Source organism: Leptospira andrefontaineae (genome assembly GCF_004770105.1).
In the GTDB taxonomy this organism is placed as follows: domain Bacteria; phylum Spirochaetota; class Leptospiria; order Leptospirales; family Leptospiraceae; genus Leptospira_B; species Leptospira_B andrefontaineae.
Genome location: NZ_RQEY01000012.1, coordinates 240,978 through 266,014, shown reverse-complemented (window position 1 = coordinate 266,014; position 25,037 = coordinate 240,978). Strand labels below are relative to the sequence as shown.

Here is a 25,037-nt window from a genome sequence, read left to right as displayed (position 1 = left end):
AAGGAGCCCGCTATGTTATCTAAGATCCGATTTTTTGCTTTAATTTTAGCTGCACTAACTCTTGGGATGAGATTTGCACATGTGATGGAAGCAGCACCTAAATTACATTGGGAAGCTGAACTCTATTTTCAAGTTCAAACTAGTTTGTATAAATATTTTGCGATCATAGGTCCTATAGTACAGATAGGTTCTATTTTTCTTATCTTTACGATCGCTTATCTTTCTAAAGGAACAAAGTCATTTCGTTATACAATTTTGAGTGCCTTCTCCTTCATTTTTTCTTTAGGAGTTTGGTTCTTATTTGTGGCACCCGCTTCTTCTCAAATCAAAGAATGGACGATTACTCATACAATTCCGGAACATTGGAATAGTATTAGATCTGCATGGCAATTCGGCCAAGTAGGAGCATTCAGCTTTGACTTGATTGCATTTTGTCTTTTAGTAAGTTCCGTTCTTATTGCTAAAGACGATTCTATGCAAAAATCTTAATCAAAAGAATAGCTGGCCCCTAATAATATTGCAGGGATATCCGATCTTAATGAATGTTTGAATTCATTCACTCGGATATCTTCTTTGGAGAATGCAGCATGATTGAAGTTCCAATCTGCAGAACCTCCGTTATAAACTTTTACCGGAAGATAATATAGAAGAGTAAAATCGAATTTCCATTTTCCCGTTGAATATCCGAATCCTCCGGATACCAGATCTTGGACCATGATACCTGCTTGTAATGCATTCGTTCCTTCTGATCTTAAAACTCCAGAGTTATGCCTTGCGCCTAATCTGTAGGTCCAATCGTTTACGATCCATTCTCCTCCGATTCCTAAGGCCCAAGAATCATGATATGCTAAATTCTGAGGGATCACATTCGTTTGTCCGAATGCGGTCGGGAAAACCGGAGCCGCTAATGTTTGTTTATAAGTAGATGTATAAGAAGCATAATTATAATATAATGCATCTACTCCGATCTTGAATGTATCTGTTCCATAAGAAAAACCTAAACCATATCTTTCCGGAACCGCAAATGTAGCGGAAACTCCGGTGCGGCTCGGATAAGGACCAACTTGCATACTTCCATCCAAAGGGATTTTTGCAGAAGTTTGGTAAGAATAAGCAATTTTTAATGTATCTGTGATCTGATAAGTAGTTCCGAAAATGCCGCCGAGTGCATATGCATTTTTGCTTTTGTAATCAAAACCTTGGCCCGGAACTTCGATATTCCCTGTAATATCATGGAACTTTTGGTAAGCGATCTGTCTGGAATAAATTCCTTCTACTCCTAACGCGATAGAAAGTCCACCGATCTTATAAGAAAGTGCATGAGTGGATTTAACCAGATAAAAAGTTGAAGAGTAACTTTCCTGTATTCTTTTAGAATCTCCTATCGGACTTGGAAGTTTCATCCCTGACCAATCGTTCAAACTTTGGCCGTTAGGTGTGATCCTAGTGAGTCCGGAAACTTCTCCATTCCCGCCTCCTGGTATATAAATCCCTCCTCCGTAAGTCCATTTTTCGCTGATTGGAATTCTGATCGCGAAATAGGGAAGTGGAGCGAGCACGTTATAGGATTCAGAGTTTTCATAATAAAGATTTGGGTCCGGATCTGAAAACTTGTCTTTGTATACTGTGCGAATGTACGGTAAGGAAATTCCAAACTCCAACTCTTTTCGATTTTTGAGACTTAAGTTAGCCGGATTGGTCCCTATGTCCATTGGAGATCCGCCTATCGCTAAATTTACTCCTCCCATGCCGCCATATCTCGCATTATGTGAAGGTTGAAAAAGTCCAACAGCCTCTAACTTGGGTGTTAGGAAAGAAATTATAGCCAAGGAAAATAGGGAGAATTTTTTACGAACTCTAGATCCAAAAAGCATGCTTCAAGGAATTCGTTACGGTTTTTTTTACAAGTGCTTTCTTTTTAAAATTCAAAATATAAAACTGGCGCATTCCTAAAACGAGGTTGGATTTTAGAATGAATTCGAGCGAGTTACGTGCATTACGAAAAGAAACTGATCCATTGGCGGATGAAATAGTCACAAAATATTTTACTGAATCCGCTTTTGATAGAGAAAAAACGATGCTCTTTTTCGATGCACTTTCCAAGAACTCGGATCCGATCCCTGCCGGCCTACCTGACTATCTTGAAAAATATTTTTATGAGACGGAAGATCTTCCTTCTTGGGCGGATAAGAATAAGATCGCAAAAGGAGAGCAATTATTCTCCACTTATGGTCCTCAGATCTTAATGATGCTTTGTGTTAAGTCTCTTCCTATGGCATATTCTTGTGGGGATGGGGCGCAGGTACTTTACAAAACTGGAAGATTAATAGAACAGAATGGTGTAATAGACGGAGTCAATCGAAGGCTAATGGAAACGACTCAGTTTGTGATCTCTGTCGCTCAGGAAAATGGATTGGGACCTCAAGGTAAAGGGATACGCACCGCTCAAAAAGTAAGATTAATGCATGCTTCCATACGTTATTTTCTTGGGAAAGGAAAAGACTGGGACCCTGCTTGGGGACAGCCAATTAATCAAGAAGATATGGCCGGTACTTTACAATCGTTCTCGAGTCTAGTGGTTGAAGGTCTAGGACAATCCTCTTTAAAACTTAGTCAGGAAGAAAAAGACGCATACATTCATCTATGGAGAGTAGTGGGGCATTTTATTGGAGTAAAACCCGAACTTTGTCCCGAGGGATATGATGTCGCATATTCTTTAGGTGAGTCCATATTTAATGACCAACAAAAACCTTCGGATGCCGGCAAGATACTTGCAAAATCTCTGTTGGACTTTATGGAATACATGCTTCCCGGAAATTTATTCGATAGTCTTCCATTATTTTTTCTGCAAACGTATATGGGACAAAAAACAAGTGAGGTGCTTGGGTTAGGGTGGCCTCCTAAAAATCCTTTGGGTTATTTTATGGAAAGGATCTTTAAGGATGTAGATTCCCATGTAGACGATGATGAGGGCTTCGGAAAGTTAGTCGCTTATTTTGCTTCCAAACTTCTTTTTTCTATGGATCATTTTTATTACGGCGGAAAAAAAGCAAGATTCTGGATCCCGCCTTCATTAAGAGAGAATTGGAGACTATAAAGGATGAGTTTTTGGCAGACTTTAGCAACGGATCCGGAGTATTTCGGACGTTATACGCTTATTGAGAATATTTTCCTGCTACTAGGTGTCGTTTTTTGGGCCTATATGTATGCAGTTCTTCTAATAGAACCCTTCAAGAAAAAATTCGTTGAGATGCCCGTTTTTATCGCCTGCGGGAACATTATTTGGGAATTATTATGGGGTTTTTGCTTTAAAGAGCCAATGGGTGCGATATTACTTTGGGGCTATAGACTTGGATTCGTATTGGATATAGTGATTTTCTATCAAGTAATCCGATTCGGTAAAAAACAAATTTCCTTGCCAATGACGGACAAGGGATATAAATTTCTTTTGGGCATTTTGGTGGTGTCTTGGGGATTATTGATCTATACTTTCTATAAGGGAGGTTATGATCTATTTACCGGATCTAATTCGGCTTATATCTTGAGTCTGATCATTTCGGTAATGTATCCGATCCTTTTCTTAAAAACCGGAGATCCGAACATGTTCTCCTATTCTGTTTCTTGGGCAAAGTTTTTAGGTAACGGATTCTTTACGATCTTCATCTTTCTATACTTTCCGGATAAGTACTTTGTTCAAGTATTGAGCGGGCTCGGAACGATAGCCGACATTTATTATGTTTGGATCTTTACACGCCAAAAGTATTCGCCCTCTAAAGTGTGAACTTTAAAATTTAGTCGGGTGAGGTTTCGGGACCGCATAGGTTTCGAAAAAGATAAAATTGGAAACTACTCAGGATTTGTCCACAGACAGAGTTCCTTATGAATTAGGGGAATTATTGTACGAGGACAATTTTTCTCAAACGTATAGAGGGAAATTCGGTAGGACCAGAGAACCAAAGATCATTCGAGTACAAAAACCGGAGGGGAAGGAAACCTCTTCGATGTATTTCTTGAATGAATTCGAATTGGGAAAACTGGTTAACGATCCTGGTATTCTCAAACCGGAAGATATGTTCGAAAATTCGGACGGTATCTGTTTGGTGTACGAAAATATTCCTTCTAAACTTCTTCATCAAAGTTTGGCAGGATCTATTTCTCTAGAAACTTTTTTAGAAATAGCATTAGCGATCACGGAGAATCTTGCAAAATTACATTCTTTCGGAATTGTTCATAATCAAATTTCTCCACGAGCATTTTTCTATAATCCGGATACTGGAGAGACAAAACTTGCTTGGTTGGGAGGAGCCTCTCTTCTTCTTTCCGAAAAAGGAAGTTATGCGCCTCTTAGATATACATTCGATATTCTACCTTATTGTTCTCCTGAAAATACAGGTAGACTGAATCGCCCCGTTGATTTTCGTTCAGATGCATATTCTTTAGGTGCATTATTCTATAAGATGATTTCCGGGACTCCTCCGTTTGAAACGGAAGATCCTTTGGAGATGGTTCATTATCATATCGCAAGATCGCCGGTTTCTTTAGTGAAGAAGAGGGAAGATGTTCCTACTGCAATCTCTACCTTAGTGGACAAATTACTTTCTAAGATGCCGGAAGAGAGATATTTCTCTTTGGAAAATCTGATATATGATCTGAAGAGTATTAAAGATTCCTTAAAGTCCAAACGTAAATTATCCGAGTTTGTGCCGGGAGTTTATGAAAGAAAAGTAGGTTTTAGGGATTCTCCCCGTATCTATGATAGGGATAGAGAAAGAAAAGAGATCGAATCCGGAATAGTAAATGTAACTAACGGAAAAAGGTCCGCGATCTTCATCGGAGGAAAGTCAGGCACAGGAAAAACCGCTCTAGTAGAAGACGCGATCACTTATCTGGATATTTATTCAGTAGTTCTATTGCGTGGTAAGTTTGAAGAAGATAAAAAAGAAATCCCATATTACGCATTTCGACAGATCATGGATGATCTTTTAAGAAGGATCCTTCAGAAAAAAGAAGAAGAGATCATTCTACTTAAGAATTTTATAAAGGAAACGCTTGGAGATAATATCGAGATCTTGACCCAATTCTTGCCCGATTTGGGAAAAACATTAGGGATCGAGATACCTGTAAAAACAAATAAGAGGCAGAAGGATGAAAAGATCCTATTTGCAGTCGCTCTTAAATTCCTAACTCTTTGTTTTGATCGAAAAAATCCCGCAATCATTCTTGTGGATGATCTTCAATGGGCAGATTCTGCTTCTCTTGCTTTGCTCGAATTCATTTTGAATAGTGAAGACTGGGAAGGATTATTATTCGTTCTCACAAGTCGTTCAGAAGATGCGGACTTCTTCCCGAATATAAATGTAAAACAAAGCTCTATAGGATTGGATTTGAGAGAGATACGACTCACTCCTCTAAACGAGCATAGCGTTTTTAAATATATTTCAGATAGTATTCATGTTTCTGCAGAGGATGCGAATCGATTGGCAGAAGTTCTTGTCTCCAAAACGGGAGGGAACCCTTTATTTTTACACCAGTTCCTAAGATCCTTATATGAAGAAGGTTGCCTGAGCTTTGATCCAAAGACCGCTTATCACAGAGTGGACTGGGACACACTTTTACAAAGAGCGGTTACGGATAACGTTCTGGATCTATTTTTGGATAAGGTGGGCAAACTTCCGGATGAAACTCTTGAGGTTTTAAGGGTAGGAGCCTGTATCGGTGCAAAATTCGATCTGAAAGATATGTATGATTTTTTCAAAACAAGGCCCGGGGTCTTGTCTAGAGGAATTCGAGAAGCGATTAGAGAAGGGATCGTATTCTATAGAGAATCTGGAAATATGTTGTTCCCGGCTCTTCAGTATATCTCTCAAAGGAAGATAGAAGAATCCGGAATGTATTCTTCTCTTTCGAATGTGCAGTTCCACTTTTCTCATGATAGAATGATCCAAAGTATTTTGGATGCAACTGATTCCGCAGAAAAAGCCAGGATCCATAATACACTTGCGAAATTATTAATAGACCGCGAAAAAACTTCAGGTGGGTCCGAACAGATCCTGGATATTGCAAATCATCTTTTGAGATCTAGGGAATTGTATACAAACGGACAGGAGAATGAAGACTTCTTTCATTACACAATACTCGCTGGAAATTCCGCGAAATCCGGAGCTGCTTACGAATCTTCTTATTCATTTTTCAGTCTGCTTGCTTCTCAACTCAAGGACTCTTATTGGCAGAAGGATCGAAAGAATGCGATCCATATATTAAAGTCTCTTGCAGAATCGGCGTACTATCTTTCCAGAAGGGAAGAAGCGGAGAAGATCGTATCTAATCTACTTTCTAAACTCAATAGCCCATCTGAAAAGGCGGACGTTTATCTAATGCAATTGGAAGTGATGAACGTTTTTAACGATTTAGATTCTGCATCTAAGATCGGGATCAAGGCGTTACAATCACTCGGGATAGGTTTCAAGGAGAAGCCAGGATTTTTAGCCGTATTCGGTGAAGTACTGAAGATGGTCTTTTACAGTAGAGGAAGATCTCCTGAAAAATTAGTAAACGCAAAAGATAGTAAAGATCCTTATAAAGCGGAAGCATTAAACATATTAGTCAACCTTCTAAACTATGGAAAACATATGGATATGAAGGTGATGGCTTATATTTATTTAAAGCTTATCAACCTTACTTTAAAAGAAGGAAATGCACCGTTCAGCTTTTTCGGTTACGCAGGATTCGGTTCTATTCTTCTCTCCATTAACGGAAATTTCCAGCAGTCTATGAGGTATTGGACTCTTGCCGAAAAGATATTAAAAAAATTTAAATCGGATGAACTTTACGGAAGATTTGTGTTCGGTCGGACAATTCTTCTGGATTATTTCATGTATCCTTTCCGTTCCATAGTGGATTACACGGAAGAGGCATTTCACAAATGTATGCAGTATGGGGATTATCTCTGGGCTGCATTCGCACTTTTTTCTCAAAATACAAACCAATTATATTCCGCAGAAAACTCGATTTCCTATAGAGAGAAGATCAGAGAAAATTTAGAAAGGGGTTCCAAGCTAAATTACGATATTCTGATGATCATGTTACATTCTTCCGATTCTTATTTGGATCGTTTAGAGGGAAAATCCACTGAAACTGTCCGATATAAGGACAATTTATACACCGATCAGGAATTCGAATCTAAGATTCTGGAGTCAGCAGGAAATGGGACTGCTAATTCTTGGTACGCGACCTTATTCGGATCTCTCGCATATTTATCAGGTTACTATTTGGAAGCGGAGAGAATTTTCAAAAAATATCATCCGGATCTGGAAAAATCGAGGATCATGTTTATCTATTCTGAATATAGATTTTATAGATCCTTGGGACTTTTGAAATTACGTAAAAAGAAGTTAAAACTGACCGAAAAATTCTTCTTTAGATATTCATTATATTTATTTAAACTTTGGTCAAAGATCTATCCGCCTAGTTTCCAATTATTCTATTTTGTGTTGGCTGGACTTTACGAAGATTACGCCGGGAGAAAGGAGAATGCGTCCGAGTTCTTCGATATGGCGATGCAGCAGATAGAATCAGAACCAAATGATTTCAGAAAGGCTGTGATATACCAACATATCGCTGAATGGAGTATAAAGCAGGGTAGGACCTCCTACGGAAAGTTTTTAATGCAGAATGCGGTCAGGCTTTACGGATCTTGGGGCGCTAAATCCATTGTGAACTTGCTCAGGGATGAATACGGAGAATTACTTCGTCCTCAAGGAGCTCCTAAACGTTCTGTAGAAAAAATTCTGGCAGATTCTATGCTTTCCACATCTTTCAATTTGGATTTAAGAACCGTACTTAAAGCCTCTCAAAGTATTTCAGGTGTGATCGAACTGGGAGAATTACTCAGACAGCTTATCCGTACGATCATGGAGAATGCCGCAGCAACTAGAGGTTTCTTAATTCTTCCTCAAAACAAAGAATTATTTCTGATGGCAGGTTCGGATATAGAAGAGCCTGGATTTTTACCTAAGCCTATCTCATTGGATGAGGCAGGACATCTTCTTCCGTTAGAAGTGGTATATTTCTGTTTTCGTTCCGGACAGAAGGTTTTGATCTCAGATGCAGCAAAGGATTCTTTTTATTCTGTAAATCCTTATATTAAAAGAAGTAAGCCTAAATCTTTGTTATGTATGCCGATCACAAAACAAGGAAGAACATTATGTGTTCTTTATTTAGAAAATCGACTTACCGCAGGGATTTTCGACGAGCATAGATTAGAAATTTTAGAAATACTTTCGGCACAGGCGGCTATTTCGTTAGAGAATGCGAAATTATATGAAGATATTACTCGTATGAACTCCGAACTGGAAAGAAAAGTAAATGAAAGGACGGAAGAATTAGCTAGATCTCTTTCTATTATCAGAAAGGATATGTTGTATTCTCAAAAAATCCAGAGAAGTATCCTTCCTGAGCTTAAAAATATTCCCGGGCTTAGATATTCCGTAAATTATCTCCCAATGGACGAAGTGGGAGGGGACTTCTACGACATATGCAAATTAAGTAATGGAAGATATAGATTTTTCTTGGCCGATGCGACAGGTCATGGGGTCCAAGCTGCGCTAGTCACCATGGCAATTAAGGGCGAATATGAAAGTTTGAAATCTTCTTTGGAGAAACCGGGAGAAATACTTTCCGGATTAAATAATTCTATTTTAAATAAATATAAAACACTCTATTTTACTGGAGCGATCTGCGATGTGGATCTATCCGAGAAAAAAGTATATTTTGCCTCTGCAGGTCATATCTCCCAATTTTTAGTACGTTCTTATCAAACGGAAGAGATGCCTAAGACAGGTGCCATTTTAGGATTTGTAAAAGATTATCCATATAGAACAGAAGAATATAAAATAGAATCGGGAGACCGGATCTTTCTCTTTTCGGATGGGATCTATGAACAATTTGATGAGGATAAATTAGAGTACGGAGAAGAAAGATTTGTGCATTCTATACGCACGAATGCTCAGTTCGAACCTCAGATCCAAGCGGAAAGAATACTTTCCGATCTACAAAACTTCATTTCTAAAAGTTCGATCCAGGATGATATTACTCTTTTGATCTTAGATATAGATTGATCTCTTCCTTATTATCGCTTGCGTTTTGATTCTCTAAATTTCAAATTCACAATTAAGACGTTTTTTAACAGGACACTCTGAATTGCTCGGTCTTTTTGTTATTCTATATATCTTTGTTACCATTCTGATCGGGGCATTTGCGTCTAGATATATTAATAGTTCCCAAGATTATGTATTAGCAGGAAGAAGACTTCCTCTTGTGCTTGCGTCTTCCGCTTTATTTGCCACTTGGTTCGGATCGGAGACTCTGATGGGAGCTTCATCCAAGTTTGTAGATGGTGGGATCTTAGCTGTGATCGAAGACCCTTTCGGAGCAGCACTTTGTCTTTTTTTAGTCGGTATATTCTTTGCTAAGCCACTATATAGGATGAATATCCTCACCTTCGGTGACTTATATAAAAATCGTTTCGGGCGCAAGGTAGAATTTTTATCCGCATTATTTATGATTCCTTCTTATTTCGGATGGATTGCAGCTCAGTTAGTTGCAATGGGAATAGTTATCCATTCTTTATTCGGATTCGATATGTATGTGGGAATACTTTTAGCATCTGTTGTAGTATTGATCTATACGTATATAGGAGGGATGTGGGCAATCTCCATTACGGATTTCTTACAGACTATATTGATCGTAGTCGGGCTTTTAGTTTTGGTTTGGGATCTTCAAGGAAAGGCAGGTGGATTTCAGACTGTCATCGCAACTGCAAAACCTGGATTTTTTTCCTTTTTCCCTCCATTAAAAACGGAAGCGGTTCTTGCTTATATTGCGGCTTGGATGACAATAGGGTTGGGTTCTATTCCTCAACAAGATATTTTCCAGAGGGTGATGTCCTCCAAATCTGAAAAGGTTGCCGTATATTCTTCTTTTTTGGGCGGAGGAATGTATCTAACTGTTGCATTTCTTCCTTTGCTTGCAGGATATTTTGCGAGAAGAGTTTATCCCGAGATCGCAGCGGGTGATAATCAGATGATACTTCCGCATGTAGTGTTATTACATTCTACTTTATTTATACAGATCTTATTTTTCGGAGCTTTACTTTCCGCAATCTTAAGCACAGCTTCCGGTGCGATTTTGGCCCCTGCTTCCGTTTTAGGAGAGAATTTGATCCGTCCTACTTTGAAAAATCCTTCTGAGAAACTGTTGTTGAGAGTGATGCGTTCTTCCGTATTGATCGTGACGATTGTTTCTACCGGAATGGCATTGAGTGAAACGAATATTTATCAGTTGGTTGCCGATTCTTCTTCCATTAGTCTAGTTTCTCTTTTCGTCCCTTTGATTGCTTCCATTTTCTGGAAAGAGGCGAATGCAACCGGTGCGGTTTATGCTATGTTCTCTGGGATGATCGTTTGGTTAGGTCTGAAATTTTTCGGGCCGGAATGGTTACCGCCAACTATTCCAGCTTTGGGTGTTAGCTTTTTGGGACAATACTTAGGAAAATATATTAAGATTTCTTTATTTGAATTGGAACCGGAATTAAGCAGAGACTCTGTTCCTTCCGGCAGCCTTTGATTCGTATAATTTTTTGTCCGCTGCTTTTAGGAAGTCTTCCGGACTTTCGTCATTTTCTCTCCCAGCAACACCTATACTTACAGTGATTGTCCAAGGGATTTCTTCGAAAGTTTCGGTTTCGATCCGAGCTCGGATCCTTTCCGCAACAAATTTTGCTCCTTCTACGTTCGTGTTAGAAAGTACTACGCAGAATTCTTCTCCGCCATAACGTGCAGCTACATCACAATCTCTTACTAACCCGGACAATAATCTTCCGATTGTTGAGAGTAACTTATCTCCCACTTGGTGTCCTAAGGAATCGTTTGCCTTTTTGAAATGGTCTAAATCGAGTAAAAGGACCGACAAAGGAAAATCATATCTTTTAGAAGCAGCCAAAAGAGTGCTTAAGGATTCCATTAGATGTCTTCTGTTAAAAAGACCGGTTAAGGAATCTTTATGAGAAAGTTCTTTTAGATTTTTATTAGATTCTTCCAATTGTAATTGTAGAAGATTACTTTTTAATCTGGTACCTTCTACATTTATTGCCGCTCCCATACTTGCAATCGAGAATGCGATGATAGGAGTAAGAACAGCGGAACTGAGTTCTCTTTCTATCATATAAGAATAACCTAATGAAAAGAAGATAACATTTATGGAAATGATCGCCAGATAGGTCACAAAACTTGCTCTTAAGAATAGAGGAAGTAGAAGTAGCCCAAAACAAAAAGCGGAATAATCGGAAGTGTGATATTGATCCACTAAGGTTGCAAATGTAGTGGTGGAAGTCAGAATGCCCACATAACCTATCATTGCAAAATAGGAAAGTTTTCTGCCTTTTATGTCCTTTAAGGCTAATACTGCTAGCATCAAACTGGAGAATAATGCGGAACTTCCGAAACTTAAACCGTATAGAAGTTGAAGATGTCCACCGCTAGGTGTTCCTGGAGAAAGCGTATTCTGAGCTAAAAGAATGCAGGAGATTAAAAGTGCGAAGATGCTAAGTATTCTGACGGACTTGTCATTATCTAGAGTCCGAAGTTTGCGGATTTCTCCCGATTTCGAATAAGAAAAGTCTTCCGAAAGATATCTTCTGAGTTTCATAGCAGATACTCAGATAGACGGATGAAGATTTAGGTTTATACGCTTTGAAGAAAGTAAGTGAAAAATCCGAGTAACAAAAATCTGAAAATTATTTACTAACATGGAAATAAACTCGGGTGCCGATTCGTCATCCAGATCCCCATCAAAATCTCATTTCTATAATTTTGGAAATTTCTTGAACTCAGTTCTAGACGATCAGTCCGGATTTATTTAGGCTCCAAACTTTGTAAGAACAAATTTATATGAGTAAAATTCGGATCTTTTGAAAATTTATCTCTTTATAACTCACATAAAAAATCTTGGTAAGTATATGGAATCAGTAGCTTCACTTCCTAAAACCAAAATAGTGCGTCATGAATTATTTCTGATCCTGCTTCTTGCGAGTATTCAATTCACGAATATCATGGATTTTATGATCATGTTTCCGCTTCAGGATTATTTTTTGAAGCAGTTCCAGATCGATACTGCGATGTTTTCCTTAGTTCTTTCTTCTTATTCATTTGCGGCTGCAATTGCTGCTTTGATCGGAGCTAACTTTATAGATCGTTTTAATCGTAAGTCTGCTGCTATCTTTTTATATATAGGATTTTTAGTAGGAACTGCGCTTTGTGCGGTTGCTAATACGTATTCATTTCTTCTTTTTGCAAGGGTCACTGCCGGGATTTTCGGCGGGATGATCAGCGGGGTGATTCTTTCCATCATTGGGGATGTTTTCCCGATCGAAAAGAGAGGGAAGGCTATGGGTGGAGTGATGGGCGCATTTTCCGCTGCCTCCGTTTTAGGAGTTCCTTCAGGCATACGAATTGCGATGAGTTCCGGCTGGAATTATACGTTTGCATTTATCGTGGTTTTAGGGCTTCCAATCCTGGTTCTGGCCATTCTATATTTGCCTAGTCTTCCTTCTAAAATGGAAAAGCAGAAGATGGCGGATTTTAGCCAGCTAATCGGTGTACTTTCTAAGAGAGATCATTTGGTAGCTCTGGCATTTTTTATGAGCGTGATCTTGGGTGGATTTACTGTCGTAACTTCGATAGCTGTTTTTATGGAGAGGAATATGGGCTTCTCCAAGACTCAGGTTAGCCATATCTATGAGATCGGAGGGATCTGTACTTTTGTTTCTTCCTGGATTGTCGGGTTCATGTCTGATAAGTTCGGGAAACATAAGGTTTTTCTGATCCTAGTTCTTCTCGCCTTACTACCTATTCTAGCGATTACTCATTTGCCTAAGGATCTGCCAGTTTACATGGCACTCGGAGTTACGACAGTTTTTATGGTCCTAGTATCCGGTCGGGTTATTCCTTCTATGGCAATGTTAACTTCTGCCATTCGACCTGAGGTCAGGGGAAGTTTCATGTCTGTGAATTCAAGCTTGCAGAGTGTGGCAACAGGTATTGGGGCACTTCTTGCGGGAGCAATCCTGATCCAATTGCCGAATGGAACTTTCGAAAGATTTGATATAGTAGGTTACTTTGCGGTCGGTTTTAATCTTCTCGCTCTCTATCTGTCCCGAAAGGTGAAAATAGTTTCCTAAGTTACGTTTAGGAAACTTGTTTCTGAAATCCGTAAAAAAATACGGACATTTCTTGACTTTTTAATGCGACAGAATATGGTCTGGCCACACGTTAAAGGAGGTGGTTTAGTTGAGTAGCGACAGTTGCAGCAAGAAAATGACCTGTGAGGTGGCTGAGCAATAGCCCAGGCCCCTGCAAAAAGGCCCTCTTGGACCTATTGCAATACCATCAGACCACTGGCCTTTCTGAGTTCCGAGAATTGGTCACTTTCGGGCATTTAGCATAGCTAGACGCAGACACTCAGAAGGTTTTAATTTCTTCCTTTCCAGATGTTGTCGAAGTTTCAGGGAACCCTGATGCGAAATTTGTAGTAACTTCGACGCTAATTCCAAGATCTCCTCTCTTTCATCCTGGTCCTAAGTTCATATTAGCTACTGATATCCATGTTAAGACGAACTCGCATGAAATCGTCGAAGATACTACAAACTTCAAAATCAATATTCCGTCTTGAAATTTACCTGAGGAACCTAAGACTGACTCCGGCAGGATCATATTTGGAATGAAGCGGGCTTTGGTATTATCCGGTGGAGGCGCTCGAGGCGCATATCATGCCGGGGTCCTAAAATATTTAGAAGAAATCGGATTCAAACCGGATGTAGTCTGTGGAACTTCCGTGGGCGCGATCACCGCCTCCGCAATGGGTTGTGGGATGGATGCAGCCAGGATCATTGATCTTTGGAAATCCATCGAGATCCAGAAGGTGATGAAATATTCCATCTGGAATGATTTCCTGGATCTGATCTTTCGCAGATTCTCGCCACTTGCAGACACGACCCCCTTAAAGTATTTACTCTATTCTCAATTAGATTTTCGTAATATGCGAAAAAATCCAATGGAGATCATAATCACTGCGGTGAATATCCTGACCGCCGAACTTGTTTTTTTCGGGAACAAGGATATCGATATAGAACATGTGATGGCTTCTTCTGCCATACCATTGATCTTTCCTTGGCAATATGTGGATGGAAAACCTCATTGGGATGGGGGAGTGATGGCGAATGTGCCGATACTTCCTGCGGTAGAAAGAGGCGCAAAAGAGATAGTAGTAGTATTGTTGTCTCCTGTGGGAGGAGTGAATATGGGGCTTCCACGGAACAGAAGGGACGGACTCGAGAGAGTGTTCGAACTTTCTTTGATCGGGTCCTTTCAGACTATTATGGCAAATCTGCAATATCAAAAAAAACAAAAGGATAATAAGAAGAAGGGCTTTACCAAATCATTATTGTCCTTCTCCGAACCTGAAAAAACGGATTATAAGATCAGAGTGATCGGCCCGAGGACTTCTCTCGGTTTCGGAAGTATATTAAATTTCTCTCAAGTGCAAGCGGACTATCTGATCAGCCGCGGATACGAAGACGCTAAGATTCAATTCGGGGAAGATTAAGATCTAATGCTGGAAATCAAGGTAGAAGACGGGAATTTTATAGATTCGGAAGGATATATTCTCCAGTTAAGAGGAGTGAATCTTTCGGGAAGTTCCAAACTTCCATTCAAACCGGATGGAACCACACATTTCGACCAGTCCTTAACATTTTATGATCACAGAAAAGTTTCCTTTGTCGGAAGGCCTTTAGAAGAAAAGGAAGCTGCCGAACATTTGGATCGTTTGAGAAAGTGGGGATTCAACTTTCTCCGCTTTCTTGTTACTTGGGAAGCAGTGGAACATTTAGGTCCAGGCAAATACGACCAAGCATATTTAGATTATATTGAAAGAATGGTGGCACTCGCCGACAAAAAAGGATTCTACGTTTTTATAGATCCTCACCAAGATGTTTGGTCTAGATTCACGGGAGGTGATGGAGCACCAGGTTGGACTTTGGAAGAAGTTGGAATGAATATCGAGAATATTAAAGATTCCGATACTGCGATCGTTCATCATTTTCAAGGCAGGAATTACAGAAGAATGTCTTGGCCTCTCAATTATCAGAAATATGCCTGTGCTACAATGTTCACTCTATTTTTCGGAGGAAAAACATTTGCGCCTAAACTTTCTATTCGCGGGAAGAATGTAGAAACCTTTTTACAAGATCATTATATAGAAGCGATGTGTAAAATAGCGAAGAAGGTTGCTAAATACAAAAACGTTTTAGGATTCGATTCTTTGAATGAACCTTCTCCTGGATGGATCGGTAAAAAGAATATCGGAGAATTTTCCGGGCTTGGTTTTGGAAAACTTCTAACTACTTCTCCTTTCCAAGAAATGTTTTTGTCAGAGGGAAGAACTGTAAGAGCAAACAATGCTTATATGCTCGGGTTTACAGGATTCAATTTAGGGAAAACCAAATTAAATACTAAGTCGGTTCCTCTTTGGCAGGAAGGAAAACATTGTATTTGGAGACAGCATGGAGTTTGGGATTACGACCCGAATGGCGCTCCAATGTTACTTCGTCCTGATTATTTTAATAAGTATAGAGGAAGAAAGATAGAATTCTACCCTGAATTCATGCTTCCATTTATCAAAAGATTCAAAACTAGAATACAATCCGTTCAGAAAAAATTCTCCATATTCGTGGAATCGGATCCAGGAAGTTTAGAATTGGACTGGAACGAAAAACCAAAAAAAGGGGAAGGAACCGTAATCAACGCGACCCATTGGTATGATGTTTCCGTTTTAATGTTTAAACGTTTTATTCCTTGGTTCGGAGTTCATATTTTCAAGCAGATCCCAATATTCGGAAAGAAGAATGTAGAGAAAGCTTACGAAGACACGATTAGAATGATCAAAGAAGTTTCTATCAAGAAGATGAATAATTGTCCTACAGTGATCGGAGAAACGGGGATCCCAATGGACATGAATGGACGTCTGGCGTTCAGAACAAAAAATTATTCTCACTTAGAAGCTTCTCTGGATCGTATCATAACTTCTATCGAGAAAAATTTCGTACATTATACATTATGGAATTATACTCCAGATAATACTCATAGTTTAGGAGATAGATGGAACGAGGAAGATCTTTCTCTCTATTCTTTGGACACTCCTAAAAGTATAGATGAAGATGGGGGAAGGGCAGTCAGAGCATTCTCCAGACCTTATCCGATCCGCACCAAAGGAAATCCGGAAGCGATCAGCTTCGATATGGGAAAATCCATGTTCAAATATTCCTTCCGAAAAGAAGGAGATGAAATTCCAGTAGCAGAGATCTTTCTTCCGGAAATACATTACGGAAAAGGTTTCGAAGTGCTGGTAAATGCAGGTACTTGGAAGTTCGACTCTAAAAAAAGAATACTGACCTTCAAGGGAGAAAAGTCAGTTTCCTATTACGGCATAACTATTTTCCCGACTAAAAAATAACTTTTCTATAGAATGGGAATCATTAGAATGGCCTTCGTCGTTAAACTGTCGGAATTATCCAAGGTTTTGGAAATTTTCGATTTAATCTAGTTAGAGATTCGACTCGGGCTAATATTAGCGACATAGAATTAAAAATTCGCAGAGGTCTTTGCATGAAAAACACGTTTTTTTCGATCCTTACGATTCTAATTTTTGCAGGTCTTATTTCTTGCGGCGGAGCGAAAGTTAGCCAAGCAGAATGTGATCCAGTTGTAAACGAATTGATTTCCAACCTTGCTGTTGGTCAAACTCCAGAGCAGGCAGATAAACTGAAAGCTATGCAAGGTCAAATTTCCGCTCATCTACTCAAAGAGTGTATGACTGGTAAATACGATCTTACTTGTTTAAAATCTTCTAAATCACTTGCAGCTCTCGCTACTTGTAAGAAGTAATTTCTAATAAATAAAGGGCCGGATTTCTTCCGGCTCTTAATCTTCTTTTATCAAAAAGAAACCTTTTTCCTCAGAATAACATCCATGTTCCCTATATAACCCAGAAGGATAAAAATGTATCCTTTGAGCATACCTGTATCTACTCGAAATGCATCTGAGGCAAACGTCCCAGCGAATTGCCCAGTCGCATTCCTCTTTTCTGAATGCGGGAAGGACTCTTAAGAGAGGTTTTGATTCAGGAGTTTCGTTTGGAAAGGAAACCTCTGGGGAGGGGTGGAGGATTGTCGAAGTTACTACAAAAAAGACTAGGACTTGAAGGGCTCGACTCATTCTAACTGGATTCTCGGGTTGATACAGACTTTATCGGCCTAATTGAAAAGGACCTGGAGTGCCTGAAGGCCAAAAATTATGTCTCATTGAAATATCGCGAATCAAAGTTAAGATAGTAACTTCGACGGACCTAGGATTTCTCTCTTCTCTTGTCGAAGTTACTACAAAACTCCAATCTTATCTAACTTCTAAAAATCAATCCCCTCGATCTCGGGCCGATCTACTTTCGAAGCGCTTCTTCTTCTCTTTCTTAAAATTGAAAATTCGAAAAAATGTAAACCTTCCTACAAATTTTTCTCCTGCATGTAAAAAAGCCTAACCCGATATGTTATCTCTATCAAAGCCCATTCGCGAAGAGGAGAAAAGGGTATAGTTTAGAACAGCCGTCGGAAATTACTTGAATTAAGCGTTTCGAGTTGGAATCTTTGTGTAATGGCATCCCGAAAAGATTTTATGGAGACCCTGTATCGGGAATCCAACGGGAGAATTTTTGATTTCTTGTATAAGTATACGGGAAATCCGGAAACTGCCTCAGACCTCATGCAGGATACATTTCTTAATTTTTTTAAGAAGTATTCCAATTCCGACTTAAACAAAGAGCAAGCTCTAAAGCTGTTATACACGATCGCAAGAAATCGATCGATTAACTATGCCAAGAAGTTCTCCACGGTGAAAGAATCCGGGACGGACGATATGGGAACATATCGCGAAGAGGGACAAAGTTTCGAGAGAAAAACGGAACTTTCCGATTTGGAATCCAGATTGATGGATTGTTTAGACGACTTAGAAGAAGGAGAAAGATACGCTTTAGTATTAAAGAATATAGAAAAATACACATTGGCTGATATTGCGGATATCATGGGGATCTCGATTGCAACTGCATCCAGATTGGTTGTGAAAGCTACCGGAAAGCTCGTAGAGATCGCAAAAAACAAACAAATTCTGCCGATGGAATAATACAGAGAAGGCTGTTGAAGGGAAGAATGGACGAAAATTTCGAACATAAAATAAGGAAGGCGATCGAAGGTGAGAAGAATGAATTCAGTTCTTCTATCGATAAATTGTCCGATATGCTTTCCAAATCTTGGGTTTCCCCTCCTTCAAATATTTCTTTCGAAGAAATTTACGAAAAGGCCCAAGCTTCTAAGGTTATTAATTTTAAAAAACCGCTATTATATACTATTGCATCCGCAGCCGCAATCCTGATTGGAGCATTCGGATTTCTTATTTTACAAAATCCTAAAGTTGCTCCGATAAAGAACGAACTTGGAATATCCGTGACTAAAATTATCGGTAAAGGATACTTATTCTCATCCGATTCCGAAAAACTTTTAGCCTTAAACGAAGGTGAATCTGTAGGTTATGGCCAAATTCTAAAGACCGAACCAGGATCTAAACTTTTCCTTAGCATTGCAAAGGGAGAAGGTATGATCTTGGAAGAATCCACAGAGCTCGAGATCATGAAAGAAGGAAAACAATCTTTCCGACTTCGTAATGGAAGTATATTAGTTCATCTACACAAGAATCTCAAAAAAGATGAGTTCAGGATCCTAACCGAAGCAGGTTTGGTAGAAGTCAGAGGAACAAAATTCGAAGTACGAGAAAGTTTGAAGGAAGGAACTATAGTCTCCGTGTTAGAAGGCAGGGTAGCTGCTAAGAGTATCAGCGAACCAAACCGTGGAGAGCAAGTTTTGCAGCCAGGCCAAAAGATCCGCTTGGAGGCGAAGGGTTTTCAGCGAACTTTCCTTTCTTCAGCAGAGCAAAAGGACCTTGGGGCTAAATTTTCAGAACTTCATGTGGACGAGATTGCAAGAAGTTCTGAAAAATCTTTCTCCAATGAAGATGATCTATTTAATGAATACCAACGATTGGAGAGGGTCTTACTTTCCAACGGTGAGACGCTAGAAGGCGTGATCGTCGACATGGACGAAAATTTTATGTATTTGCAAACTTTAGAGAAGGAAATAAAAATCCAAAGAGATTCAGTTATGGAGGTGATTCAACTTCGTTAAAATCGAAATATTTTTGACATGTGGAGAATTTTAAAGAAATTCTACCAAAGAAGGCTAATTCCCATGTCTGAAGAAACTGCAAACCCCTCCGCAAAGACCCCTCGTTATAAAAGACATCTTGCCAATTATCTAATCGATAAGGACTTTCAATTAAGGTTCTTCTTAAACTTCTCTTTATTGTTTATCTTCGGGTTACTTCTTACTCTCGGATTTTTATTTTGGATCCATTCTACCAAGTATGATAAAGGTGTCGTTTTCAGACTTCGCCAAGACACTGTTAAAGTGTACCAAAAGGGATTTGAGATCGTTAATGGAGAGGAGAAGGACAAGTTCGTCGAGAAGGAGCTCGCTCTTCCGGATTACGATCATGGCCTGGATCTTTTTTCGATCCAATTTAAGGGAATTCTACTATTCTCTATGTTATATCTTCTACTTTCTGCGATCTTTGTTTTGGTCTATTCGCATAAGATGGCTGGGCCGATCTATAATATTAAGAAGAACCTAAAATTGCTGCTGGAGGGCAAAGATGTAGACAAGATCCGGATTCGAAGCGGGGATGAGTTTCAGGATCTTGCTGATCTTCTGAATGAGTTGATCGATAAGAAGATCCATGGGAAGAAATAACAGGTTTGAGTTTTGTCGGATCTTCGACGTATCTTTCTTCTTATCTTAGCTTTCTAAATTTGAATAGCCAATTTAGGGCACCCTTGAAACATGCGGAACGTGTATGAAGGAAATACTCGTTCCGGAAACTTCTCATATCTTATACAATTCCGATTCGAGAAAAATGGATAAGCTTTCGAATGAAAGCGTTAACCTCGTATTAACTTCCCCCCCTTATCCCATGGTAGAAATGTGGGACGATCTCTTCAAAAGCTGGGACAAAAATACTAAAAGTGCTCTTGCCAAAAACTTAGGAAATGAAGCCTTCGAGGCAATGCATTTACAACTGGATAAAGTTTGGAGCGAATGTTTCCGAGTTTTGAAAGAAGGCGGGATCCTGCTTGTAAACATTGGAGATGCTACTCGTAGTATCGGAGGTGAATTTAGTCTGTTTTCGAATCATTCGAGGATTTTACAGGCTTGTCGTAACTTCGGCTTTTCTTCGCTGCCAGATATTCTTTGGAGAAAGCAAACTAATTCCCCAACCAAGTTTATGGGTTCCGGAATGTATCCAGTAGGGGCCTATGTTACCTACGAGCATGAGTATATTCTTGTCCTTCGGAAAGGAGGATTGAGAAAGTATTCGAAATCTGAGACGGAGATCCGACGAAATAGCGCCTTTTTCTGGGAAGAAAGAAATGTCTGGTTCTCGGATATTTGGGATTTAAAGGGAGAAAGGCAGATTTTTAAGGATGTAGGAGCTTCGCGGGAAAGAACTGCCGCGTTTCCTCTAGATTTCGCCTATCGATTGGTTAACATGTTTTCCATAAAGGGGGATACAGTGTTGGATCCTTTTTTGGGAACGGGGACCGCATCGCTAGCGGCTCTTCTTGCCTGCAGAAATAGTGTTGGATATGACGTAGATGAGGGGATTCTTGAAATTGCAAGGAAGAGGCTTCTTGGCGCAATGAATGTTTCGTCGAAGATACTACAAAATAGACTGCAAAGCCATCTGGATTTCATTTCCGATCGGAAGAAGCAAAAGAAAGAGATCTCGCATAAAAATAAGCATTATGGATTTCCAGTAATTACTTCTCAGGAGACAGAATTGACTTTCGAATCAGTAGATTCTTCGATAGAGAATGGACATTTCTCCCTGAAAGCCCACTATTCCAGATTTAATTTACAAAATTCTTCTAAAAAGTAAGTTTCAAATTGTTGCTATTCTAATGGATCTAGTAGATTCTACTACAGCTTTATTGAATCAATTAGTGTTATAGGAAACCGTCACATGAAATACCGAGCACTTGTATCTGCCGTTGTCATTTTTTCTACTTTAGTTGCTTTACCTTCTTCTTTATTTGCAGAAGAAGAAATTGCAATTGTGCTGTTTGTTGTGGGCGATGTCTCCGGAACCCAAGAGGGGAAAAAGATAAGTCTTAAAAAGAATTCTATCTTAAAAAAGCAGGATGAACTTGAAACGAAAGAAGGAAAAGTGGACCTTCAAATCGGTCCTTCCGTTGTTGTTCGTATTGCAGCTTTTACGAAAGTGAAAATTGCTGAGCTAAGTTCCGACAAAAAGGCGAATAAATCAAAATTAGAACTCGTTTCTGGCAAAGTCTTTGCTCGGGTCGATAAGGGGTCTAAGAAAGAAGATTTTACAATCACTGCACCTTCTTATAATGCGGGCGTTCGAGGCACGCAGTTTGTAGTTTGCGAAGAAAACGAAGCTCAACGCAAAGAAAATCCTGATAATGAAGATTCAGATGTGCCAAACGGAATCTTTGTGAAGGAAGGAGAGGTCGGAGTTACTACAGAAAATGGAAAGAACTTTCCGCTAAAACGAGATGAAGAAGCTATAGTATCTCCTCAAGGTCTTCTTAAACAGCCTTTGGAAGAATTCATGCGCGAGAAAATGAAAATTTTAGATGGTTTTAAGAAGATCATGGAAGAAAATTATAAGATTCTTCGAGATCAGAAACTCCAGAATCAAGAATTATTAAATCAAACTAAGCAGGATATGTAATTTATTCTGCTGTAGTAACTTCGACAATTTAAAAATCCTCACGCAATAACTTAAGTTTGGGAAACGAAGAGAGTATGATCTCTACCGTTTTCCAAAATGAGAAGCTCAAACGAAAGGCAAAGATTGTTCAGAATCGATATCCGTCTACGGCATTGGTTCCGGAAAGGCTTTGGAGAAAAGTTCCTGTCGATTGTAAACGAAACTTTCCAAGATATTTGAGGCGTTTGCAAGAGAAGTATAGCTTGTTGCTTCAGTCCCAGAGATATATTGGACGAAACCCACTCCGAACTTCCTTTCAGGCTAAAGGCCAAAGCCTGGTCCGTCATAGTTATCGTCCGAAAGAAGAAAATTATCAGGAGTTAAGAAATGTAGCTCTCGCACATGGAGTTTCAATGAATTACATAATCGTATTAATGATTCATTGGGACTCACTTGAAGTAGATGAAAGAATTCTTTCTCATTTTTGGCGAAATCGAAAGGCGCCGACTTCAAGGATCATAGATATTCGCCGTGTTTTGAATTTAGAAACAAGAGAGGTTCGGATTATATTAGTAGGTTGGCCTCGTAAATTTATCCTGGAAAGGGGATCTCCAGATTGGAATTAGCATTCGTATCGTAACGATTATTTGGTAAGACATAATTACTCTTAAAAAAGAGACAATTTTTGCTTGAAGAAATCAAGATATCTTGATATCTCGTTAGAAGGCCCTTGAAAATGTCGCTAAAGGATACATTCTTAGAAAGAGAATCTGTCGAAACTTACTCAGATTCAATCGTTGCGCTTTCTGCGGGAAAGGGAACTTTTCAGGACCGGGACATTCTACTCGCGATAAAGGCGTTATCAGATGAAACCCGTATTCGAGTTCTTCGGATACTCTCTATTGCTCCTCTCAATGTTCAGGAAATAACGGAAGTTTTGGACATGGGGCAATCCAGGATCTCTAGGCATCTAAAGATATTAGCGGATGCAGGATTTTTGACATTTCAACGTGAAGGTTCTTGGGTATATTATAGCCCTAAAGTTTCAAACGACGATTCACAAGATTTTTCTGCAAGATTTCATACACTTCTTCTGGATTTTGAAAAGAATCTTCCATATTCAGAACAAGATTTCACTAAGACTAAAGATATACTCAGACAAAGAGATCTGAAAAGATCAAAATACTTCGATGATGTCGCTCAGAATTGGGAAAGCATCCAAAGTGATGTTCTGGATCCGGTTTTATATAGAAATAAGATCCTTGATCTACTTCCGGAACATTCTCGTCGGATCTTAGACCTTGGATGCGGTCCTGGCGGCTTAATTCCTTATTTATTGACGAAGAGCCAGGAAGTGATCGGGATCGATTCTTCTGAAAAGATGATTAAAGAGGCAAGAAGTTCCTTCTTGAATAATTCTCAAGTTCAATTGTTTACTTCTGAGATTGAAACTTTGCCTGAGAATCTGAGCCAGTCGGCAGATTCTGTCGTAGCTTCGATGGTCCTCCACCACCTTTCCAACCCGCCTCAGGCTATGAAAGAAATACATAAAGTTCTAAAAGACGATGGTGTTTTCATCATCGTAGATTTAAAGAAACACAACCAAGAAATCATGCGCGATAATTTCGCCGATTTATGGCTCGGATTCGAGTCGGAACTTCTCACAGATTGGCTGAACCATACTGGCTTTAGTCTTGAATCTATCGAAGAAGTAGAATCTCAGAAATACTTCAAAGTATTAATAATTAAAGCTAAGAAAAGAGGAGGACTTTAATGTCCGCTACAATACAAGAAAAAGGTTTAAAATATAAGGTTAAAGACATTTCTCTCGCGGACTGGGGTCGCGAAGAAATCATTCTGGCAGAAAAAGAAATGCCAGGTCTGATGTCCTTACGCAAAGAATATAAAGGGAAGCAGCCTCTGAAAGGTGCGCGTATTGCGGGTTCCCTTCACATGACTATCCAAACTGCAGTCCTGATTGAAACTCTAACTGAGCTTGGAGCGGAAGTTCGTTGGTCTTCTTGCAATATCTTCTCTACACAAGACCATGCAGCAGCTGCTATCGCAAAAACCGGAGTTCCTGTGTTCGCTTGGAAAGGTGAAACAGAGGAAGAATACTGGTGGTGCGTTGAGCAAACCATTTTCTTCGAAGATGGAAAAGGCCCTAACATGATCCTGGACGATGGTGGAGATCTCACCATGTATGTTCACGAGAAATATCCTCAACTTCTTGCAGAGATCAAAGGAGTTTCTGAAGAAACTACTACAGGAGTAAAAGGCCTCGAAAAACTTCTCAAAAAAGGCGAGTTAAAACTTCCTGCGATTAACGTGAACGATTCCGTTACCAAGTCTAAATTCGACAACTTATACGGTTGTAGAGAATCATTAGCAGACGGTATCAAACGTGCAACTGACGTGATGCTTGCTGGAAAGGTTGCTCTTGTTTGTGGTTACGGAGACGTTGGGAAGGGTTCTGCTGCTTCTTTACGCAATTTCGGCGCTAGAGTAATCGTTACTGAAATCGATCCAATCTGCGCTCTTCAGGCAGTAATGGAAGGATACCAAGTTCTAAGGGTAGAAGATGCGATTGAATTCGTGGATATTGTAGTAACTGCGACAGGAAACGACGACATTATTTCCCTTGAACACATGAAAGCAATGAAAGACGGCGCGATTCTTTGCAATATCGGACACTTCGACACTGAAATCCAAATGTCCAGATTGAACGCTGAAAAGGGCGTAGTTAAGAAAGAAATCAAACCTCAAGTAGACAAATACACTTTCGAGAATGCTAGATCCATCATCGTTCTTGCAGAAGGTCGTTTGGTGAACTTGGGTTGCGCAACTGGTCACCCATCTTTCGTAATGTCCTGTTCTTTCACGAACCAAGTATTGGCTCAGATCGAACTTTGGAACAATAAGTACGAGATCGGCGTCTATAGATTGCCTAAAAAATTAGATGAGAAAGTTGCAGCGTTACATTTGGAGCAATTAGGAGTTCGCCTAACCACATTAAACGCTAAACAAGCTGAGTATATCGGAGTGCCGGTAGAAGGTCCGTTCAAACCGGAACACTACCGCTATTAATCG

The 25,037-nt window shown here is 39.6% G+C and carries 20 protein-coding genes; 17 read left to right on the top strand and 3 right to left on the bottom strand.

The features are described 5' to 3' along the window. Positions 1 to 12: 12 nt before the first annotated feature. Positions 13 to 489: a hypothetical protein gene (locus tag EHO65_RS08165; protein WP_135773624.1), complete on the top strand. Its 477-nt coding sequence runs from the start codon at positions 13 to 15 to the stop codon at positions 487 to 489. On the opposite strand, the gene EHO65_RS08160 is transcribed toward EHO65_RS08165, so the two are convergent. Next, complete coding sequence (locus EHO65_RS08160) at positions 486 to 1,874, bottom strand: OmpP1/FadL family transporter (protein WP_135773623.1); 1,389 nt, start codon at positions 1,872 to 1,874, stop codon at positions 486 to 488. The two genes, EHO65_RS08165 and EHO65_RS08160, sit on opposite strands and share 4 nt — an antisense overlap. Before the next feature lie 98 nt (positions 1,875 to 1,972). Here EHO65_RS08160 and EHO65_RS08155 point away from each other — a divergent pair, with 98 nt between their 5' ends. The 4 genes from EHO65_RS08155 to EHO65_RS08140 all read left to right on the top strand — a co-directional run bounded on the left by EHO65_RS08155 (position 1,973) and on the right by EHO65_RS08140 (position 10,623). Further along, complete coding sequence (locus EHO65_RS08155; protein WP_135773622.1) at positions 1,973 to 3,097, top strand: oxygenase MpaB family protein; 1,125 nt, start codon at positions 1,973 to 1,975, stop codon at positions 3,095 to 3,097. 3 nt (positions 3,098 to 3,100) lie between these two features. Continuing rightward, positions 3,101 to 3,781, top strand: coding sequence for a transmembrane-type terpene cyclase (locus tag EHO65_RS08150; protein ID WP_135773621.1), 681 nt, complete (start codon positions 3,101 to 3,103; stop codon positions 3,779 to 3,781). Between the two features lie 58 nt (positions 3,782 to 3,839). Next, positions 3,840 to 9,116, top strand: a complete 5,277-nt coding sequence (locus EHO65_RS08145) for a trifunctional serine/threonine-protein kinase/ATP-binding protein/SpoIIE family protein phosphatase (protein ID WP_135773620.1) — start codon at positions 3,840 to 3,842, stop codon at positions 9,114 to 9,116. An 82-nt stretch (positions 9,117 to 9,198) separates the two neighbouring features. Then, positions 9,199 to 10,623 carry a high affinity choline transporter 1 gene (locus EHO65_RS08140; RefSeq protein ID WP_135773619.1) on the top strand — a complete coding sequence of 475 codons (1,425 nt, stop codon included), beginning with the start codon at positions 9,199 to 9,201 and terminating at the stop codon, positions 10,621 to 10,623. Here the strand turns inward: EHO65_RS08140 and EHO65_RS08135 are convergent. Beyond that, positions 10,588 to 11,703 (bottom strand): GGDEF domain-containing protein, encoded by a 1,116-nt coding sequence (locus EHO65_RS08135; RefSeq protein ID WP_135773618.1) that lies wholly within the window; start codon positions 11,701 to 11,703, stop codon positions 10,588 to 10,590. The genes EHO65_RS08140 and EHO65_RS08135 overlap by 36 nt on opposite strands. A gap of 310 nt (positions 11,704 to 12,013) precedes the next feature. Between EHO65_RS08135 and EHO65_RS08130 the strand changes: the two genes are divergently transcribed. From EHO65_RS08130 to EHO65_RS08115, 4 genes are all read left to right on the top strand, one after another. Then, entirely contained in the window at positions 12,014 to 13,234 is a 1,221-nt protein-coding gene (locus EHO65_RS08130; protein WP_135773617.1) for an MFS transporter, read from the top strand. A 539-nt stretch (positions 13,235 to 13,773) separates the two neighbouring features. After that, positions 13,774 to 14,658, top strand: a complete 885-nt coding sequence (locus EHO65_RS08125; RefSeq protein WP_135773616.1) for a patatin-like phospholipase family protein — start codon at positions 13,774 to 13,776, stop codon at positions 14,656 to 14,658. A gap of 6 nt (positions 14,659 to 14,664) precedes the next feature. Next, on the top strand, positions 14,665 to 16,566 hold the full coding sequence (locus EHO65_RS08120) for a glycoside hydrolase family 5 protein (RefSeq protein WP_135773615.1): 1,902 nt from the start codon (positions 14,665 to 14,667) through the stop codon (positions 16,564 to 16,566). Between the two features lie 152 nt (positions 16,567 to 16,718). Further along, a complete protein-coding gene (locus EHO65_RS08115) occupies positions 16,719 to 16,997 on the top strand; it encodes a TIGR04454 family lipoprotein (protein WP_086445779.1) in 279 nt (92 codons plus the stop codon). Positions 16,998 to 17,033: 36 nt separating this feature from the next. On the opposite strand, the gene EHO65_RS08110 is transcribed toward EHO65_RS08115, so the two are convergent. Beyond that, on the bottom strand, positions 17,034 to 17,327 hold the full coding sequence (locus EHO65_RS08110) for a hypothetical protein (RefSeq protein WP_135773614.1): 294 nt from the start codon (positions 17,325 to 17,327) through the stop codon (positions 17,034 to 17,036). A 432-nt stretch (positions 17,328 to 17,759) separates the two neighbouring features. Here EHO65_RS08110 and EHO65_RS08105 point away from each other — a divergent pair, with 432 nt between their 5' ends. The 8 genes from EHO65_RS08105 to ahcY all read left to right on the top strand — a co-directional run bounded on the left by EHO65_RS08105 (position 17,760) and on the right by ahcY (position 25,034). Further along, positions 17,760 to 18,284, top strand: coding sequence for an RNA polymerase sigma factor (locus EHO65_RS08105; protein WP_008588970.1), 525 nt, complete (start codon positions 17,760 to 17,762; stop codon positions 18,282 to 18,284). Positions 18,285 to 18,310: 26 nt separating this feature from the next. Next, positions 18,311 to 19,339, top strand: coding sequence for a FecR domain-containing protein (locus tag EHO65_RS08100; protein ID WP_208744020.1), 1,029 nt, complete (start codon positions 18,311 to 18,313; stop codon positions 19,337 to 19,339). A gap of 63 nt (positions 19,340 to 19,402) precedes the next feature. Further along, complete coding sequence (locus EHO65_RS08095; protein WP_135773612.1) at positions 19,403 to 19,963, top strand: hypothetical protein; 561 nt, start codon at positions 19,403 to 19,405, stop codon at positions 19,961 to 19,963. A 103-nt stretch (positions 19,964 to 20,066) separates the two neighbouring features. Beyond that, a complete protein-coding gene (locus tag EHO65_RS08090) occupies positions 20,067 to 21,149 on the top strand; it encodes a DNA-methyltransferase (protein WP_135773611.1) in 1,083 nt (360 codons plus the stop codon). A gap of 84 nt (positions 21,150 to 21,233) precedes the next feature. Beyond that, on the top strand, positions 21,234 to 21,968 hold the full coding sequence (locus EHO65_RS08085) for a FecR family protein (protein ID WP_135773610.1): 735 nt from the start codon (positions 21,234 to 21,236) through the stop codon (positions 21,966 to 21,968). Between the two features lie 74 nt (positions 21,969 to 22,042). Next, entirely contained in the window at positions 22,043 to 22,573 is a 531-nt protein-coding gene (locus tag EHO65_RS08080; protein ID WP_135773609.1) for a DUF1564 family protein, read from the top strand. Positions 22,574 to 22,683: 110 nt separating this feature from the next. Further along, on the top strand, positions 22,684 to 23,721 hold the full coding sequence (locus tag EHO65_RS08075) for an ArsR/SmtB family transcription factor (protein WP_135773608.1): 1,038 nt from the start codon (positions 22,684 to 22,686) through the stop codon (positions 23,719 to 23,721). Continuing rightward, positions 23,721 to 25,034 (top strand): adenosylhomocysteinase, encoded by a 1,314-nt coding sequence (ahcY, locus tag EHO65_RS08070; protein WP_135773607.1) that lies wholly within the window; start codon positions 23,721 to 23,723, stop codon positions 25,032 to 25,034. Before EHO65_RS08075 ends, ahcY begins: the two co-directional genes overlap by 1 nt. The last annotated feature ends 3 nt before the right edge of the window (positions 25,035 to 25,037 follow it).

Bases quoted from the DNA above. Each gene is read 5' to 3' on its own strand.
- EHO65_RS08165 (WP_135773624.1), top strand. From the start codon at position 13: ATGTTATCTAAGATCCGATTTTTTGCTTTAATTTTAGCTGCACTAACT.
- EHO65_RS08160 (WP_135773623.1), bottom strand. From the start codon at position 1,874: ATGCTTTTTGGATCTAGAGTTCGTAAAAAATTCTCCCTATTTTCCTTG.
- EHO65_RS08155 (WP_135773622.1), top strand. From the start codon at position 1,973: ATGAATTCGAGCGAGTTACGTGCATTACGAAAAGAAACTGATCCATTG.
- EHO65_RS08150 (WP_135773621.1), top strand. From the start codon at position 3,101: ATGAGTTTTTGGCAGACTTTAGCAACGGATCCGGAGTATTTCGGACGT.
- EHO65_RS08135 (WP_135773618.1), bottom strand. From the start codon at position 11,703: ATGAAACTCAGAAGATATCTTTCGGAAGACTTTTCTTATTCGAAATCG.
- EHO65_RS08130 (WP_135773617.1), top strand. From the start codon at position 12,014: ATGGAATCAGTAGCTTCACTTCCTAAAACCAAAATAGTGCGTCATGAA.
- EHO65_RS08125 (WP_135773616.1), top strand. From the start codon at position 13,774: ATGAAGCGGGCTTTGGTATTATCCGGTGGAGGCGCTCGAGGCGCATAT.
- EHO65_RS08120 (WP_135773615.1), top strand. From the start codon at position 14,665: ATGCTGGAAATCAAGGTAGAAGACGGGAATTTTATAGATTCGGAAGGA.
- EHO65_RS08115 (WP_086445779.1), top strand. From the start codon at position 16,719: ATGAAAAACACGTTTTTTTCGATCCTTACGATTCTAATTTTTGCAGGT.
- EHO65_RS08110 (WP_135773614.1), bottom strand. From the start codon at position 17,327: ATGAGTCGAGCCCTTCAAGTCCTAGTCTTTTTTGTAGTAACTTCGACA.
- EHO65_RS08105 (WP_008588970.1), top strand. From the start codon at position 17,760: ATGGCATCCCGAAAAGATTTTATGGAGACCCTGTATCGGGAATCCAAC.
- EHO65_RS08100 (WP_208744020.1), top strand. From the start codon at position 18,311: ATGGACGAAAATTTCGAACATAAAATAAGGAAGGCGATCGAAGGTGAG.
- EHO65_RS08095 (WP_135773612.1), top strand. From the start codon at position 19,403: ATGTCTGAAGAAACTGCAAACCCCTCCGCAAAGACCCCTCGTTATAAA.
- EHO65_RS08090 (WP_135773611.1), top strand. From the start codon at position 20,067: ATGAAGGAAATACTCGTTCCGGAAACTTCTCATATCTTATACAATTCC.
- EHO65_RS08085 (WP_135773610.1), top strand. From the start codon at position 21,234: ATGAAATACCGAGCACTTGTATCTGCCGTTGTCATTTTTTCTACTTTA.
- EHO65_RS08080 (WP_135773609.1), top strand. From the start codon at position 22,043: ATGATCTCTACCGTTTTCCAAAATGAGAAGCTCAAACGAAAGGCAAAG.
- EHO65_RS08075 (WP_135773608.1), top strand. From the start codon at position 22,684: ATGTCGCTAAAGGATACATTCTTAGAAAGAGAATCTGTCGAAACTTAC.
- ahcY (WP_135773607.1), top strand. From the start codon at position 23,721: ATGTCCGCTACAATACAAGAAAAAGGTTTAAAATATAAGGTTAAAGAC.